At 70.8% G+C, this 15,304-nt stretch carries 15 protein-coding genes; 7 read left to right on the top strand and 8 right to left on the bottom strand.

Translation table 11 applies throughout. The features are described from left to right. Positions 1-67: 67 nt before the first annotated feature. From ACIQNU_RS22160 to bla, 3 genes are all read left to right on the top strand, one after another. Positions 68-712, top strand: a complete 645-nt coding sequence (locus ACIQNU_RS22160; protein WP_401368916.1) for a fasciclin domain-containing protein — start codon at positions 68-70, stop codon at positions 710-712. A 151-nt stretch (positions 713-863) separates the two neighbouring features. Then, positions 864-1,361, top strand: a complete 498-nt coding sequence (locus ACIQNU_RS22155) for an Asp23/Gls24 family envelope stress response protein (protein ID WP_401368915.1) — start codon at positions 864-866, stop codon at positions 1,359-1,361. Between the two features lie 78 nt (positions 1,362-1,439). Further along, positions 1,440-2,405 carry a class A beta-lactamase gene (bla, locus tag ACIQNU_RS22150; protein WP_401369040.1) on the top strand — a complete coding sequence of 322 codons (966 nt, stop codon included), beginning with the start codon at positions 1,440-1,442 and terminating at the stop codon, positions 2,403-2,405. A gap of 15 nt (positions 2,406-2,420) precedes the next feature. Here bla and ACIQNU_RS22145 read toward each other — a convergent pair whose 3' ends face one another. From ACIQNU_RS22145 to ACIQNU_RS22135, 3 genes are read right to left on the bottom strand one after another with little or no spacing between them, the layout of a single operon-like run. Beyond that, the gene (locus tag ACIQNU_RS22145; RefSeq protein WP_401368913.1) at positions 2,421-3,257 is read right to left on the bottom strand and encodes a VOC family protein; all 837 of its coding nucleotides are present in this window, start codon (positions 3,255-3,257) and stop codon (positions 2,421-2,423) included. 13 nt (positions 3,258-3,270) lie between these two features. Continuing rightward, the gene (locus tag ACIQNU_RS22140) at positions 3,271-3,681 is read right to left on the bottom strand and encodes a VOC family protein (protein ID WP_401368910.1); all 411 of its coding nucleotides are present in this window, start codon (positions 3,679-3,681) and stop codon (positions 3,271-3,273) included. A gap of 20 nt (positions 3,682-3,701) precedes the next feature. Then, a complete protein-coding gene (locus tag ACIQNU_RS22135) occupies positions 3,702-4,136 on the bottom strand; it encodes a helix-turn-helix transcriptional regulator (protein WP_401368908.1) in 435 nt (144 codons plus the stop codon). 116 nt (positions 4,137-4,252) lie between these two features. Between ACIQNU_RS22135 and ACIQNU_RS22130 the strand changes: the two genes are divergently transcribed. Further along, entirely contained in the window at positions 4,253-4,696 is a 444-nt protein-coding gene (locus ACIQNU_RS22130) for a DUF1801 domain-containing protein (RefSeq protein ID WP_401368905.1), read from the top strand. Between the two features lie 94 nt (positions 4,697-4,790). Continuing rightward, a complete protein-coding gene (locus tag ACIQNU_RS22125; RefSeq protein ID WP_401369038.1) occupies positions 4,791-5,369 on the top strand; it encodes a sugar O-acetyltransferase in 579 nt (192 codons plus the stop codon). A gap of 65 nt (positions 5,370-5,434) precedes the next feature. Here the strand turns inward: ACIQNU_RS22125 and ACIQNU_RS22120 are convergent, their stop codons facing one another. Then, positions 5,435-7,753, bottom strand: a complete 2,319-nt coding sequence (locus ACIQNU_RS22120; RefSeq protein WP_401368904.1) for a FlgD immunoglobulin-like domain containing protein — start codon at positions 7,751-7,753, stop codon at positions 5,435-5,437. Between the two features lie 245 nt (positions 7,754-7,998). On the opposite strand from ACIQNU_RS22120, the gene ACIQNU_RS22115 reads away from it, so the two are divergent. Further along, complete coding sequence (locus ACIQNU_RS22115; RefSeq protein WP_401368901.1) at positions 7,999-9,012, top strand: SGNH/GDSL hydrolase family protein; 1,014 nt, start codon at positions 7,999-8,001, stop codon at positions 9,010-9,012. On the opposite strand, the gene ACIQNU_RS22110 is transcribed toward ACIQNU_RS22115, so the two are convergent. Next, a complete protein-coding gene (locus ACIQNU_RS22110) occupies positions 9,009-9,692 on the bottom strand; it encodes a TetR/AcrR family transcriptional regulator (protein WP_401368899.1) in 684 nt (227 codons plus the stop codon). The two genes, ACIQNU_RS22115 and ACIQNU_RS22110, sit on opposite strands and share 4 nt — an antisense overlap. A gap of 152 nt (positions 9,693-9,844) precedes the next feature. Between ACIQNU_RS22110 and ACIQNU_RS22105 the strand changes: the two genes are divergently transcribed. Beyond that, positions 9,845-10,531, top strand: coding sequence for an NAD(P)-dependent oxidoreductase (locus ACIQNU_RS22105; RefSeq protein ID WP_401368897.1), 687 nt, complete (start codon positions 9,845-9,847; stop codon positions 10,529-10,531). Here the strand turns inward: ACIQNU_RS22105 and ACIQNU_RS22100 are convergent. The 3 genes from ACIQNU_RS22100 to ACIQNU_RS22090 are packed head-to-tail and all read right to left on the bottom strand — an operon-like array spanning position 10,528 to position 15,260. Next, the gene (locus tag ACIQNU_RS22100) at positions 10,528-13,044 is read right to left on the bottom strand and encodes a tetratricopeptide repeat protein (RefSeq protein ID WP_401368895.1); all 2,517 of its coding nucleotides are present in this window, start codon (positions 13,042-13,044) and stop codon (positions 10,528-10,530) included. The two genes, ACIQNU_RS22105 and ACIQNU_RS22100, sit on opposite strands and share 4 nt — an antisense overlap. 45 nt (positions 13,045-13,089) lie before the next feature. Continuing rightward, the gene (locus tag ACIQNU_RS22095; RefSeq protein ID WP_401368893.1) at positions 13,090-14,505 is read right to left on the bottom strand and encodes an NAD(P)/FAD-dependent oxidoreductase; all 1,416 of its coding nucleotides are present in this window, start codon (positions 14,503-14,505) and stop codon (positions 13,090-13,092) included. After that, positions 14,502-15,260, bottom strand: coding sequence for a rhomboid-like protein (locus ACIQNU_RS22090; RefSeq protein WP_401368890.1), 759 nt, complete (start codon positions 15,258-15,260; stop codon positions 14,502-14,504). Before ACIQNU_RS22090 ends, ACIQNU_RS22095 begins: the two co-directional genes overlap by 4 nt. Positions 15,261-15,304: the final 44 nt, after the last annotated feature.

Raw genomic sequence — 15,304 nt, 5'->3', positions numbered from 1 at the left:
TTCCCCAACTACGCCTATTCATATGGCTTTTGTGTCAATACGTACCCTTCATCGACAGGAGACCCCCATGAACACCCGTACCCGTCGCCTCGCCGTAGCCGTCGTCTCCGCCGTGCTGCTTCCGCTCGCGCTGACCGCCTGTTCGGACGACGGCGGTGACAAGGACAGCAGCGCGTCGGCCGGTTCCGACAAGGCGACCGCGACCGGGACGGCGTCCGACCCGGCCGCCGGGATGGACCAGCCGTTCGGTCCGGCCTGCGCCTCCGTGCCCGCCGACGGCGCCGGCTCCTTCGACGGGATGGCGAAGGACCCGGTGGCCACCGCCGCGTCGAACAACCCGGCCCTGTCCACGCTCGTGACGGCGGTCAAGAAGGCCGGTCTGGTCGACACCCTCAACAACGCCCAGGACATCACGGTGTTCGCGCCGACGAACGACGCCTTCGCGAAGATCCCCAAGGCCGACCTGGACAAGGTCCTGGCCGACAAGGCGATGCTCACGAAGGTCCTCACGTACCACGTCGTCGGCCAGAAGCTGGCGCCGAAGGACCTGGAGAGCGGCTCGTACGACACGCTGGAGAAGAGCAAGCTGACGACGAGCGGTTCGGGCGAGGCGTACGAGGTCAACGGTGCGTCGAAGGTGGTCTGCGGTGATGTGAAGACGGCCAACGCCAATGTGTACATCGTCGACACGGTCCTGATGCCGAAGAGCTGACGGAGGCGCGGGCGAGCCCGGAGTCGGTCGGGGGCCCTGGTGCTTGCTTGCGCGGATTTTTTCGGGGAATCCGGGAATCCGCGTAACAGGGCCCCCGCAACGGTGTCCTAGACGGTGTCAGAAGCAGCACGCGAAGCGAGGAGATGCCGGGATGACCACGCAGGCAGAGCCGCAGGCCCCTTCGACCGTCAAGGACCGCTCCACCACGGCGGGTTCCACGACCCTCAGCGGTGGCGCGGTCGGCGTGAGCGAGCCGGCCGCCGACCGGGGCAAGACGTCCATCGCCGATGCCGTCGTCGTCAAGATCGCCGGACTCGCCGCGCGCGAGATCCCCGGTGTGCACGCGATGGGCGGCGGCCTGTCCCGCACTCTCGGCGCGGTCCGCGACCGGGTGCCGGGCGGGCGGCCGAACGTCGGACGGGGCGTCAAGGTCGAGGTGGGCGAGCGGCAGACGGCCCTCGATCTGGATCTGGTCGTGGAGTACGGGGTGCCCATCAAGGACGTGGCCCGTGACGTACGCGAGAACGTCATCGCGGCGGTGGAACGCATCACGGGCCTGGAGGTCGTCGAGGTCAACGTCACCGTCAACGACGTCCACCTGCCCGACGACGACACGGACGCCGGTGTCGCCGAGGGCCGCGTGGAGTGACCCCACGCCGGGGCGCCTTGGAACCGGAGCCGCGCTCCTGATCTCTTTGCACACATGAACGACGACCAGACACCCCCCATGAACCACCCGAACGCGAACACCTTGACCACCCCGAAGTCCGGCCCGCGCGCCGCCTTTTCCCGGCGCGCGGCGCTGGCCGGGGGGATCGGGGCCGCCCTCGCGGTCACGTTTCCCCTGACCGCGAGCGCCACGAGCACCGCGTACGCCGCCGCCCCCCGCACGGACGACGCGGCACGGCAACTCCGCGCGCTGGAGCGGCGATTCAACGCCCGGCTCGGGGTGTTCGGTTACGACACCGGCAGCGGCAGCCGGGTCGCGTACCGGGCCGACGAGCTGTTCCCGATGTGCTCGACGTCCAAGACGCCCGCCGTCGGCGCCGTGCTGCGCGACCTCGACCGTGACGGTACGTATCTGTCGAAGGTCATCCGGTACGGGCAGGCGGACGTCGACCGGTCCGGATACGCGCCGATCACCGGGCTCCCCGAGAACCTGGCCCAGGGCATGACCGTCTCGGACCTGTGCGGGGCGGCCATCTCGTACAGCGACAACACCGCGATGAACCTGCTCCTCGGGGAGCTGGGCGGGCCGACCGCCGTCACGCGTTTCTGCCGGTCCCTCGGCGACACCGTGACCCGGCTCGACCGGTACGAGCCCGAGCTGAACTCGGCCGAGCCGGGGCGGACCACGGACACGAGCAGCCCGAGCGCCCTCGGCACGACGTACGCGCGGCTCGCACTCGGCCGCGCCCTGGACCCTGCCCACCGCAGGCTCATGAACGGCTGGCTGCTCGGCAACACCACGGGCGACAAGCGGATCCGCGCGGGTGTCCCGCAGGACTGGACCGTCGGCGACAAGACCGGTACCGGACGCCACGGCACCACGAACGACGCGGGCATCGCATGGCCTCCCGGCCGCTCCCCGATCGTCCTGTCGGTCCTCTCGACGCAGCCCGACGAGGCGGCGGGACCGCTGGACGCCCTGGTCGCCGAGGCAGCCTCCGTCGTGGCGACGACCCTCGGCTGAGGCCACCCATCGCGGTTACGCCGGTGTCGTGATGTTCCACCGGTAGCCGTCGGGGTCGGTGAAGTGGCCCTCGTAGGCACCCGCGCCGGTCCGCGTCGTCGCGGCGGTGGTCTCGGCGCCGGCCTCGTCCGCCGCCGCGAGCAGGGCGTCGACGTCGGTGCGGGACGCGGCGGTGTGGGTGAGGGCCAGGGCCGAGAATCCGTCGCCCCGTTCGTCCACGCCCGCGTCCTTGGCGAGGGCCTTGCGGGGCAGCAGGCCCAGTCGGCAGACGCCGTCGGTGAGGGTGAAGTCGACGAACTTGTCGCCGTAGTCGCGGTCGGCCGTCATGCCCAGGGCCTCGTAGAACATCTTGGACGCCTTCGGCCGGGCGACGCCCAGGAAGACGGCCGTCTCGGTCGGCCTCGGCGGGTCGGGGACGGGATCCGTGTCCTTCTTGGCGGCGGCGGCCAGCTTCCAGACGGTCCCGTCCGGCGCCCGGCACACGGCGCTGAACTCGCCGAAGAGCTGCTTCTTCGCCGGTTTGACGACCGTCGCGCCGTGCGCGGTGGCGGCGTCGAGGAGGGCCCTGACCTCGGCGGGCCCGCCGACGATGGACGACAGGACGTAGCCGCGGAAGCCCGAGGCTGCCGGGTCCGAGGCCGCCGGGTCCGTACCGGCGTCGGCGGCGAGTGCGTCCATCCGGTGGAGGGCGAGCTGTCCGGTGCCGTGCAGGTCCAGACGGGTGGTGACGGCGTGGCCGTCCTCGGCGGCCGTGATGGCGACGGCGGACGTGGAGAAGAGCGACGTGTAGAAGGCGCGGGCGGCTTCCACCTGCGGTACGCCGATCGTGACGATGTCGAGGGAGAGCGCCATGGGATGACTCCACTCAGGTGAGCTGGTTGACACGGATCAGGTTCCCGGCGGGGTCGCGGAACGCGCAGTCACGGACCCCGTAGTCCTGGTCGATGGGTTCCTGGACGACATCGGCCCCCGCCGCCTGGAGGCGGTCGAAGAGCCCGTCGAGGTCGTCGGTCGCCAGGGTGATGCCGGTGTAGACGCCCTTGGTGATGAGTTCCAGGACGGTGCGGCGCTCGTCGTCCGTGATGCCCGGATCGGTGGCCGGCGGGTGCAGCACGAGGGAGGTGTCGGGGCGGCCGACCGGTCCGACGGTGATCCAGCGCATGTCCTCGTAGCCGACGTCCTTGCGGACCTCGAAGCCCAGGATGTCGCGGTAGAAGCCCAGCGCGGCGTCCGGGTCGGTGTGCGGGAGGAAGGCGTAGTGAATGGTGATGTCCATGTGCATCACCGTAGGCAGAGCTACCGGGAACGGGCTTCTTGATTCCTGACCGGTCTCGTCACCTGCTTGGCCAGACACGGCGGAATCCCCGCCCCGGCCTGGGAGTGGTCGCGGCGGTACACGCTCGGCGGCACCCCCACCAACTCCGTGAACCGCGTACTGAACGTGCCCAGCGAGGACGAGCCCACCGCGAAGCACACCTCCGTGACGCTGAGGTCGCCGCGCCGCAGCAGCGTCATCGCCCGCTCGATGCGCCGCGTCATCAGATACGCGTACGGAGACTCGCCGTAGACACGGCGGAACTCGCGGCTCAGATGGCCGACCGACATGTGCGCCCCGCGCGCCAGCACCTCGACGTTCAGCGGCTTGGCGTACTCGCGGTCGATCCGGTCGCGGACACGGCGGATCGCGGCGATGTCGCGCAGTCGCTGCGCCTGCGCACGGTCCAGGTCCATGTGCGCCATGGTCGCACGGCGCGCCCGGCGGGCATCGGTCACGAATCGAGAAGCCCCGGCCGCGCGGCCCGGCTAGCGTCGGGTGTCGACCAGGTACGACCAGGAGGGTGAGAGGGATGAGCGCGAACACGGACGGCTTCTCCGAGAAGGAACGCGCCGCCATCAAGGAGCGCGCCGCCGAGCTGAAGAAGGAGGCGGGCCGGGGCCGGGCCGGCAAGGCAGCCGCCGAGGAGTTGGACGTACTGGCGAAGATCGCGGAGATGGAGGCACCGGACCGCGCGGTGGCCGAACGTATCCACGCCATCATCGCCGCCCACGCCCCGGAGCTGTCGCCGAAGCTGTGGTATGGACAGCCGGCGTACGCCAGGAAGGGGAAGGTGGTGTGCTTCTTCCGCAGCGGGCACGTCGACAAGGAGCGTTACTCGACCTTCGGCTTCACGCCCCAGGCGAACCTCGACGACGACAGCGGCCTGTGGGCCACGTCCTACGCAGTGACGGGGGAGCTGAGCGCCCGTGGCGAGCGTGCGATCACCGCCCTCGTGAAACAGGCCATTGTCTGAGGGGGTTGCCGTGTCGCAGGGTCGTCAAGGTCAGGAAGCTCATCAAGCTCATCAAGCCGACCGAGGCCGTCACGGTCATGGGCAGGAGGAAGTCCTGGCCCGGATCGCCAAGGGGCTTGTCTACACCGAGTCGGAGGCTGCCTTTCAGGATTCCCGGCGGCGTACCGAGCAGATCTTCGCGTACAACCACACACCGCCGGGCGATACGGAACGGCGGCGGACGCTGCTTGTCGAGATCTTCGGGGCCGTGGGGGAGCGTACGGTGCTGCTGCCGCCGTTCCACGCCGGGTTCGGCAGCAACGTCCATATCGGGGACGACTTCTTCGGGAACGTGAACCTCACCTTCGTCGACGACGTGGACATCCGGATCGGCGACGGCGTCCTGATCGCGCCGAGCGTGACCCTCACCACGACCGGACACCCGGTGCATCCGGCGCGGCGCGAGGACTTCGGGCGGTTCTCGGAGCCGATCGTGATCGAGGACAAGGTCTGGATCGGCAGCAATGTGGTCGTCCTGCCGGGCGTCCGTATCGGCTACGGGTCGGTGATCGGCGCCGGGAGTGTCGTCAGCCGCGACATTCCTCCCATGACGGTCGCGGTCGGAACACCCTGCCGCGTACTGCGCCCGATCACCGACGAAGACCTCACCACGCGCACGGCGGACGGGCGTTGACCTGAAGGCCCCTTCCCCGGGGGTCGGCCTCGGGGAAGGGGCCTGTTCCTATGCGGTGGTCACGGTCACTCGGTGACCTGCACGGTGCCGGTGGCCTTCGCCTTCGCGCCCGTGCCGTCCGCCGGCGTGGCGGCCACCTTCCAGGTGTAGGCGCCGGCCGCCACCGGGGTGCCCGCGTCGGACGTGCCGTCCCAGGCGACCCGTACCGCGCTGCGGGCGCCCTCGCCCGTCCAGGTGCGCACCACTTCGCCGGTCGCGCTGTGGGTGAGCGTCACCCGCCAGGACGCGGCCGGCTTGGAGAGCCACCAGGTCGCGGCCCACTCACCGCTGCCGCTCCGCGCCAGCGCGCCGGGTGCGGCGGTACGGGCGATCCGCGGCGGGGAGACCGCCTGCTGCGGCGCGGTGACGTGGACGGTGTCGTCCGTGTCGACCCACGCGAGCTTTCCGGCGCCCGCGTCAAGGGTCCAGGTGGTGCCGCGTCCGTCGCCGTGCGCGGGCTGCTTCAGGCCGGTGACGGTGCCCAGGTCGGCCGTGCCGCCCTCGGGTTTGAGCGAGGTCAGGCGCAGATCGCCGGACGCGTCGCGGTGGGCCAGGAAACGGTCGCCCAGGAGGGCGCCGGACGCCGGGGCGGGGTAGGTGCGCCCGGTCGCCAGGTCGCTTACTCCCGCCGCGTCCTGTGCCGCGCAACTCCAGTACAACAGGGAGCCGCTGCGCTGGAGTTCGTCCGGGACGCAGGCGGTGCCGAGCGCGATGGTCCGGGTCAGCTTGCCGTTGCGTACGTTGAACTCCTTCACCGTGCCCGGCTTGTTCGGCGCCGCCTTGACCAGCCACTTCTGCTCCAGTACGGCGGCCTGCGCCGGCTGTTCGCGGACGACGAGGTCGCGGGCGGTGTCCACGACGTACTGCCGTCCGGCCGCCTCGTACAGCACGAACTCCGGTGCCGTGTCGAGGATCCGGCCGTCGGTGCCCGGCAGCGGGAAGCTGTCCACCGGGTGCTCCGGGTCGTCGCCGGTCACCAGGGTGTCGGTGCCGGTGTCCGGGTCGGGGACCAGCCGGGCGAAGCCCTCGTCGGTGCCGTCGGCGAAGCGGCCCGCCGCCGCGCCCGGGAAGTCGGGAAGCGCTTCGCCCTTGACCGGGTCGAGCCCGGTGCCGAGGTCGACACCGTGTGAAGTCTCCTTTCCTTCCAGGGAGTTGACGTAGCGCAGCAGTCCCCGGTCGAGGCTCAGCGCCTGGATCTTGCCGTCCGCCGTCTTGCCCCCGGGGACCTCCCGCACCCGCAGGTCGCTGACGAGGTTCAGTCCGTCGATGCTGAACGAGTGCACGGCGCGCTTGCCGTCGGCGTCCTTGCCGAGTGCGATCAGCGAACCCCCGCCCTCGGCGCGCAGGAACGTCTGCTCGACTTCGGTCAGCAGCGTCCGCTCCTTGTCGGCCCCGCCGAAGGGGGTGAGGTGCAGCGGGCCGCTGTCGCCCTCGTACCAGAGCACGTTGTCGCCGACGACGAAGGTGGTGACCTTGCTGTCGGGGGACCGGGTGTCGAGCGGCACGATGCGCGGGGCGGCCGTGCTGTCGCGCTGCATGACGCGCACGCCCGGCTGCCCTTCGCGGGTGAACCAACTGATGTGGTTCTGCGTGCTGCGGAAGTTGCTCGCGTCCCCGGTCACGGGCAGCGGGACGACCTTGCCGTTGAACCCGGTGAGGATGCCGTAGCCCGGGGTGCCGTCGGCGGTCCGGTAGCCGATCACGAGCTGGTTGTACCAGGAGCCGAGCAGCACGGGCTCGGCGCCGGTGGTGGCGCCGGCGGGGAGCTGCACCACGGGGTCGTTCGCCGGGGCCCCGCCACGCGCAACACGCAACTGGTAGGTGCCGTCGCCCTGGTCGACGGTGGCCAGCACCCAGCCGGCCGAGATCCGGAGGTTGAGGTAGCCGGCGGGGACGGTCATCGTGCCGCTGTTGCGGGGATCCTCGACGCCGATGCGTACGAGGTCCGTGCCGCCGTCCGCGCGCGGCTTGGTGTAGCTGACGCGGTTGTAATCGTCGTGGCCCCGCACGATCGCGTCCTGCGGTACGCCGTCCAGCTCCCGGACGGCCTTGGTGGTGCGGTTGTACGTCGTGGTCCAGAGGTAGTCGCCGCCCTCGTAGTGCAACACGCCCTGGGGGCCGGTCGACAGAACCTTCTCGGTCCCGTCGCCGTACGCGTCGGGCGCGGGTATGGCGACCTCGGCGGCGTCGGCGGTGCCGGCCGCGTGAGCGGTGGCCGGGAGCAGGGCGATGGGCCCGGTGGCGAGGGCGACGGCGATGGCGGCGGTGGTGGTGACGGTGCGCCGGGTACGGGTGGTACGGCTGGTTCGAGCGGTACGGCTGGCTGTGCGCAGGTGATGGGACACCTGAACCCCCCACTTGTTAACCGTTGTTGGTCTGGTCTCATGCTGTGAACATGGTTAACAGTACATAGGTGTGCGGGTGTTGTACACGAATGCACGCTTCCGGGAAGCGGATTGGTGTATTCCGGGGGGCGTCATTCGTGGGAGTGATCCCCGCGCGAAGACCCTTACTTACAGTCGCCACTTGCTTACATTTGGCTACCGTGCCGCTGGGATATGCCCCGGCACGTACCCGAAGGGGCGATCGCATGTCCGGATCCCGAATGACCGCCACCCTCCGCGCCTCCCTCGCCGCAGCCACCGCACTCACCGCCGCACTGTCGGTGTTCACCCCGGCATCGGCGACCGCCGCCGCCGAACCGCCCAGCTATGTCGCCCTCGGCGACTCGTACAGCGCCAACGTGTTCGTCCGGCCGTGGAACCCCGGTGACGGGTGCGGTCGTTCGTACCGGAACTATCCGCACCAGGTCGCCGAGGAGCTGGGGCTGAGGCTCGACGACGTCACGTGTGGCGCCGCCGAGGTGCAGGACGGCGTCCTGGGACCGCAGCCGTCCTCGAAGATCCTCGGCCCGCCGTCGGTACCGCCGGCGGGCGGCTGGCCCGAGCGGCCCGCGCAGATCGAGAGCCTCAACCGCGGCACCGACTACGTCAGCGTCGGCATCGGCGGAAACAGCCTCGGCTTCGGGGAGATCGTCACCCAGTGCCTTGAGCGCGGTCTGGCCACGCTCGGCTTCGGCACCCCCTGCACGAACCACTACACCACCGGTGAGGGCCGCGACTGGCTGGCCGGGAAGTTCGCCCAACTCGACGACGAGTTCGGTCAGATGATGACCGAGATCCGGCACCGGGCGCCGAACGCCAAGGTCGCGGTGGTCGGTTACCCGGCCATCGTCCCGACCAACAGCGGCTGTACGTGGGGCACCTGGCGCCAGCTCGGGACCACCGCCAAGGGAGACATGCCCTGGCTGGACGGCCTGGAGCGGCAGCTCAACTCCCTGATCGCCGAGCACGCCGAGGCCGGCGGCGCGACCTACGTCGACACCTACGGGCCCAGCGTCGACCACGGGCTCTGCTCGGGCGCGGAGCAGAAGTGGATGTACGGGGTCAAGGACGATCTCACCGGGGAGGGCGACCAGACGGATCCGCCGGCCGGTCTCTGCGAGGCGATCCCCGGCAACGGTGAGGCCTGCACGTTCGTGCACCCCAACGCCCACGGAGCGGACAACCAGGCCCGCCAGGTCCGGGCCGCCTTCCGGTCCTAGGCGCTCACGGCCTCGTCCGGATGTAGGGCGTCGAGGATGAGGCCGAGGCCGAAGGCGAACTCGTCGCCGTAGTCGTAGCCCGGCTTGAGGACGTGTGCGGTGGCGAGTTCGGTGAGGTGGGGGTAGGTGTCGGCGGGCATCTCCCGCAGGATGGCGTCCGCGACCTCCTCCACCTCCGCCGAGCCGTTGAACGGCAGGCTCAACTCCTGGATCACGAAGCCGTACAGATAGGCGTCGATCAGCGAGACGGCGTGCGCGGCCATCACCACGGAGAACCCGGCGGCGCGGAACGCCCCGAGGACGGCGTCGTGGTGGCGCAGGGTCGCCGGGCCGGGCCGGGTGCGGGAGTCCATCAGGGCGACTGCCCACGGATGGCGCCGGAGCGCGGCGCGGGCGGAGTCCGCCCGGTGGCGCATGGCGCGCCTCCAGTCCACGTCGCGCGGCGGCAGCTCGATCTCCCCGAACACCGCGTCCACCATGCCGTCGAGGACGTCCTCCTTGCCCGCGACATGGTGGTACAGCGACATCGCCTCGACGCCCAGCGGTTCGGCGATGGCCCGCATGCTGAGCGAGGCCGAGCCCTTCTGGTCCGCGACGGCCACCGCCGTGGAGATCACACGCTCACGACTCAGCGGCGTACGCTCCGCCGCTCCCCGCCGCCCCTTGGGCCTCCCGGGCATCCGCCGCTCCCTCTCGTACCTGTTCGTTCTTGCCGCTGTTGACGACCTTACGCCATAAGGCTAGCTTGCCTTACAGCATAAGGCCGACAGGCCGGAGGTGAGAGGGGTGTGCCATGGGAACGGGTCGGGACACGGATCGCGACACGGGTCGTATGAAGAAGGTCTGCGTCGTCGGAGCTTCCGGGAAGCTCGGGCAGTACATGGTCCGGCAGTGCCTGGAACGCGGCTACGAGGTGGTCGGCGTGTGCCGCGAGCGCAGCGTGCCGAAACTGGCCGGGTTCGACGGCCGGATGACCGTCGTCCCCGGACCCACGGACGACCCGGAGGTGATCCGGCGGGCGGTGGAGGGGTGCGACGGGGTGCTGACGGTGCTGGTGCCGTGGGGGGTACGGCAGTACTCGTCCGGTACGGCACAGGCGGTACTTGATCACGCGCGGCCGGGCGCCCGTCTGGTGTTCTCCTGCGGCTGGCACATCACGCGTGACGGCAAGGACCGGTACTCGTGGCTGTTCACCACCCTCCTCCGGATCGCCACCGTGGTCGGCAGACTCGTCCGCTTCGCCGAGATCGACGACCAGGTGGAGGCGTGCCGAAGAGTGTTCGCCAGCGACACTCGGTGGACCGTGGTGCGCGGAAGCTCACTGGAGGAGGGCGAGAGTCAGGGGCTGCCCGTATGGAGCCGGCACGTGGGCGACCCGGTCCTGGCCAGCGACCTGACCCGCCGGGTCGACTTCGCCCTGTTCATGGTCGAGGCCCTCACCGACGACACCCTCGTCCAGGAGGCCCCGGCGATCGTCGGCCGCCACACCCCCAGCGCCCGTGAACACGCCCGGACTTAAGGCCTTCGTTCGCGCGCGTTGCGCAGATTCGACCGCACGGTCCGCGTCATCGGGTGGTCCTCGCCCAGCACCCGTACGCACTCGGCCTCGGCGCTCTCGAAGAGGGGGACGGCCCGGTTCAGGTCGCCGGACATCTCGTAGGCACCGGCGAGGTTGTTGCGGCTGGCCAGAAGGTCGGGGTGGTCTTTGCTCAGGACGCGTGTGCGGTCCTTCAGGACGCTCTCGAAGAGGGGTATCGCCCGGCGCGGATCGTCCGTCGACTGACAGGCGGTCGCGAGATTGCTCCGCGCGGTCAGGGTATGGGGGTGGTCCTCGCCAAGGAAACGTACGTAGTCATCCACCAGACCCTCCAACAGGTCCACGGCCAGGTCCGGATCACCGGCCGCCTGGTAGGCCATGGCGAGATTGCCGCGACTGGCCAGGAGGTCCGGGTGGCCCTCGCTCAGGATGCGGCGCCGGTCCTTGAGGATGTCCTCGAACAGGGTGACGGCGCGGTCCACGTCACCGGCCGACTGACAGGCGGCGGCGAGGTTGTTGCGCGTGATCAGGGCCGAAGGATGATCCTCGGCCCAGACCTCCTGGCTGTCCCGCACGAGATCTTCGTAGAGCCGAACGGCCTGGTCGAACCGTTCAGCGTCCACGTAGGAGTTGGCGAGGTTGTTCCGCGCGCCCAGGGTGTTGATGTGGCCCTCGCCCAGCACGCGCGCGCAGTCCGCGGCGATGCGCTCGTACGCGGGGATGGCCCGGTCCAGATCGCTGGCCGCCCCGTACGCGCTCGCGCGGTTCATCCGGGCGACCAGGGTGAGAGGGTCGTCCTCGCCCAGGAGGCGGGTGCAGTCGCTGACGACGGCGTCGAGCAGAGTCGTCGCCCGATCCAGCTCGCCGGCCCTGAGACAGGCGACCGCGAGACCCATGCGGACGGACAGGACCCGGGCGTGGTCCGTGCCCCGGACGCGTTCGTAGTCCTTGACGAGGTCTTCGTGGAGCCGGATCGCGTGGCCCAACTGTCCGGCGTCCTCGTGGGTGTGGGCGAGGCTCCTGCGGACGGTCAGGGTGTGGAGATGGTCCGCGCCCATGGCCCGTACGCAGTAGTCGTACGCGCGGTGAAGGTGGCGCAAGGACTCCTTGAGCGCCCCCTGCTGGCTGAGGAACGACCCGGAGTGGTAGAGGAGTTCCGCCATCACTTCCTGGTCGCCGTCGGGTGAGCCGTGTCTCGTCAGCGCGTCCACGTGAGCCGTCAGCGCACGGCGCAGGGGCCATGCCCCGGGCGCGTCGACCGTGGTGGGGTAGGCCCGGAGCAGCAGGCTCGTGGCGGTGAAGCGCGCCGAGTCGATGTCGTCAGGCCGGCGGTGCGGGTCGTCCGGGTCCGGCGTACGGGCGAGGGCCTGGACCAGACGATGGACGCTCAGCGTCCCGTCCCCGCCGTCGGTCACCATGTTGTACGCGATCAACGGGCCGAAACCCTTGGCGAGTTCCCGTGCCGGTACCAGCACCTCGAACAGTGAACGGGGGATCGCCTCGGGTGCGAACCAGGCCAGCACGCGCAGCAGGAAGCGGGAGCCCTCGGGCAGCCGGTCCAGGGTGATACGCCACACCCGCGCGACCGTCCGGTCCGCGTCACCGCCCTCGGTGGTGTCGGCCCACACCTCACCCGGCGCCTCCGCCAGCATCTCCCGGTACTCCCGGGGCCCGGTCCCCGTCTCGGCGCAGAAGGCGGCGGCCTGTTCCACGGCGAGCGGTAAGAACCCCAACTCGGCACACAGCGCGTCCACTTCGGCCGTGTCCGAGGGCGCGGTCCCGGGTGGCCCGTGCGTAGCGATCCGTACGAACAAGTCCACGGCCTCGGCCCGTTCCAGGACATCCAGGCGCAGCGGCGTCGCGGTGCCGTGCCAACCGGTGGCGCGGCGGGTCGTGATCAGGAAGCGTCCCGTACCCGTCGTCCGGTCGAGCAGCCGCCGGATGTGCTCGGGCCGGTCCACGTCGTCCAGGACGATCAGCCAGTCGTCGTGGGCGGTGAGCCACTGGAGCGCCCGTTCGACCAGGAGGGATTCGGGCAGTCCGGTGAGGGCGGGCTGAAGGGCGAGGGTGAGGGCGGCGAGCCCGGAGTCGACGGCCGACTCGCTGTCGGCGGTGATCCACCACCGGGGGTTACGGGTGGTGCACCGGTGCCCGGCCCAGCGCGCGGCGAGCGCCGACTTCCCGATGCCCCCGAGACCGTGCACGGCATGGATCACGACATCGCCGGGCGAGGCGAACGCGGTGTCCAGGGCGGCGAGCACACCCTCACGTCCGACGAACAACCCGGCCCGTGGCACATTGCACAGCCGCTCCGGCGCCACCACCTCCGTGACCGGCCGGTACGCGTCCGGCGGCAGCACGACCGCGTTCTCGATGTGCTGCGTGACCGCGCTGCCGATGTCACCACCGGCCGCGATCGCCCCCGGCCCGGCGACCACATGCCGGTCCCTTGAACCCTGACCGTCGCCCCCGGAACCCCGGAAAATCCCCGTCATGCCGTCCATGATGGACCGTCGGCGGCGGGGCGAGGGCGGGGCGGGTCAGGACCGGCCCGCCACCCGGTCCGCGATGCGCGCGAGCCGCGACGACTCCGCCGAGTGCGTGGCGAGTTCGCGTCGGTCGGCGGCGCCGTACGTGGCGTACATCCCGTGCACCCCCAGCCACCGGAACGGCTCCGGCTCCCACTTGCGGACCTTGTGGTTCACCCAGGGAAGCGCGGTCAGATCCGTGGCACCCGACTGGCCCGAGTCCCGCTGGACGAGATCCCGCAGCGTGCGCGCCGCGAGGTTGGCGGTCGCGACACCGGACCCCACGTACCCGCCCGCCCAGCCGAGGCCCGTGGCCCGGTCGAGGGTGACGGTCGCGCACCAGTCGCGCGGTACGCCGAGGACGCCCGACCAGGCGTGCGCCACCTCGACACCCGCGAGCTGAGGGAAGAACCGGGTCAGAATCCCCCGTAGCGCCTCGATCGTCGCGGCCTGCGTACGTCCGTCGTTGTCGGTGCGCGAACCGAAGCGGTACGGGACGCCCCGGCCGCCGAGCGCGATCCGGCCGTCGGCGGTGCGCTGCGCGTACATGTAGGCGTGCGCCATGTCGCCCAGCGTCTCGCGGTCCGCCCAGCCGATGGAGTCCCACTGCTCGTCGGTCAGCGGCTCGGTCGCGATCATCGAGGAGTTCATCGGCAGCCAGGTGCGGCGCTGCCCCTTGAGCGAGGCGGTGAAGCCCTCCGTGCAGCGCAGCACGTACGGCGCGCGGACCGTGCCGTACGGGGTGACCGCGTGCTTCGGCCTGATCTCCGTGACCGGCGTCGACTCGTGGATCACCACGCCCAGCGCCTCCACCGCCCGCGCCAGGCCCTGCACCAGCTTCACGGGGTGCAGCCGGGCGCCGTGCGGCGTCCAGGTGGAGCCGACCGCTCCGCTCACCTTGATCCGTTCGGCGGTCTCGCGGGCACCGGCGAGCACCCGCTCCTTCTCGCCGTACGCGACCTCCGCCTCGTGGTACGCCTTCAGGCGGGCCAACTGCGCGGGCGTCAGCGCGACTTCGAGGACACCGCCGTGGTGGATGTCGGCGTCGATGCCCTCGTCACCCGCGACCCGGATGACCTCGCCGACCGTGTCGTTCATGGCCCGCTGGAGCCGGGCGGCGGCCTCCCTGCCGTGCAGCTTGGCGTACCGGTCGCGGCCCGCGACCCCGTTGTACAGCCAGCCGCCGTTGCGGCCCGAGGCCCCGTAGCCGCAGAACTGCTGCTCCAGGACGGTGATACGGAGGAAGGGCGCCGCCTTTTTCAGGTAGTACGCCGTCCACAGTCCGGTGTAGCCGCCGCCGACGACGACCACGTCGGCGCTCGCGTCGCCGGGGAGGGGTTCGCGCGGGGCCGGGGTGCCCTCCTGCGCGTACCAGAACGATATGCCGCCGTTCACCGTGTTCACCGTGCCGCTGATCCTGCTGCTCATGGGCGGGACGTTACCCGGTGCATACGGCGTCTGGCGCGGGCGAGGGTGACCAGCGGATTCCACACCGGGCCCCGGCCCCGGGTCAGCGGGTAGCAGGCCAGACCGATCAGGACGGAGGTGAAGTGCCCGAGGTCGGTGAAGGTGCGGCCGGTGATGAGCGGGGTGCCGTACACGATGAGGACGCCGAGGAGGTAGACGTACCGCCAGGGGGGCGCGATGCGGTACGTCAGGACGCCGACGATCCCGGCGAGCGCGTAGCTCACCCCCACGTCCAGGGTGTTCACGGCGGACTCCGGCGCGATGCCGTGCCGGATCGCCCACAGCAGGGCGCCCTCGCTGATGAGGGTGGCCAGGATGTGCGCGGCGAGGGCGACGGTGAGCCAGCGGAGTGTGCCGAGCCAGCGCTCGGCCTGCGCGTGGAAGACGGTGTAGAGGACGGCGTACGGGAGCCAGCGGCCCCCGTCGATCCACAGGGCGCTGGAGAACAGGACCCGGACCGGGTTGCTGGACAGCTCGTGCAGATTGGTGGACCGCTGCCGCAGGAAGTCCTGCTCGAAGTCCGGCGACATCTGGTGCAGCGCGACGGTCGTCACGAAGAGGACCGCCAGCCAGATGTAGGTGCCGGGGGCGCTGCGGATGTAGGCCGCGACGGCGCGGGCGGCGCGCTTGGCGGCGGTGGCGGTGGTCGTACGGAGGTGGCCGTGCTGATGGCCGTTGGCGCGGGTGGGGGGTGGGGGTGGGTTCGGGGGGCCCATGGGGTGATTCACGCATGGTGGGGCGGCGGGCGCATGTTCAGGAG

Origin of the sequence: Streptomyces sp. NPDC091292 (assembly GCF_044757265.1) — a bacterium.
GTDB lineage: Bacteria > Actinomycetota > Actinomycetes > Streptomycetales > Streptomycetaceae > Streptomyces.
The sequence above is the reverse complement of the archived record's forward strand: the minus strand, read 5'-3'. Positions and strand labels throughout refer to the sequence as shown.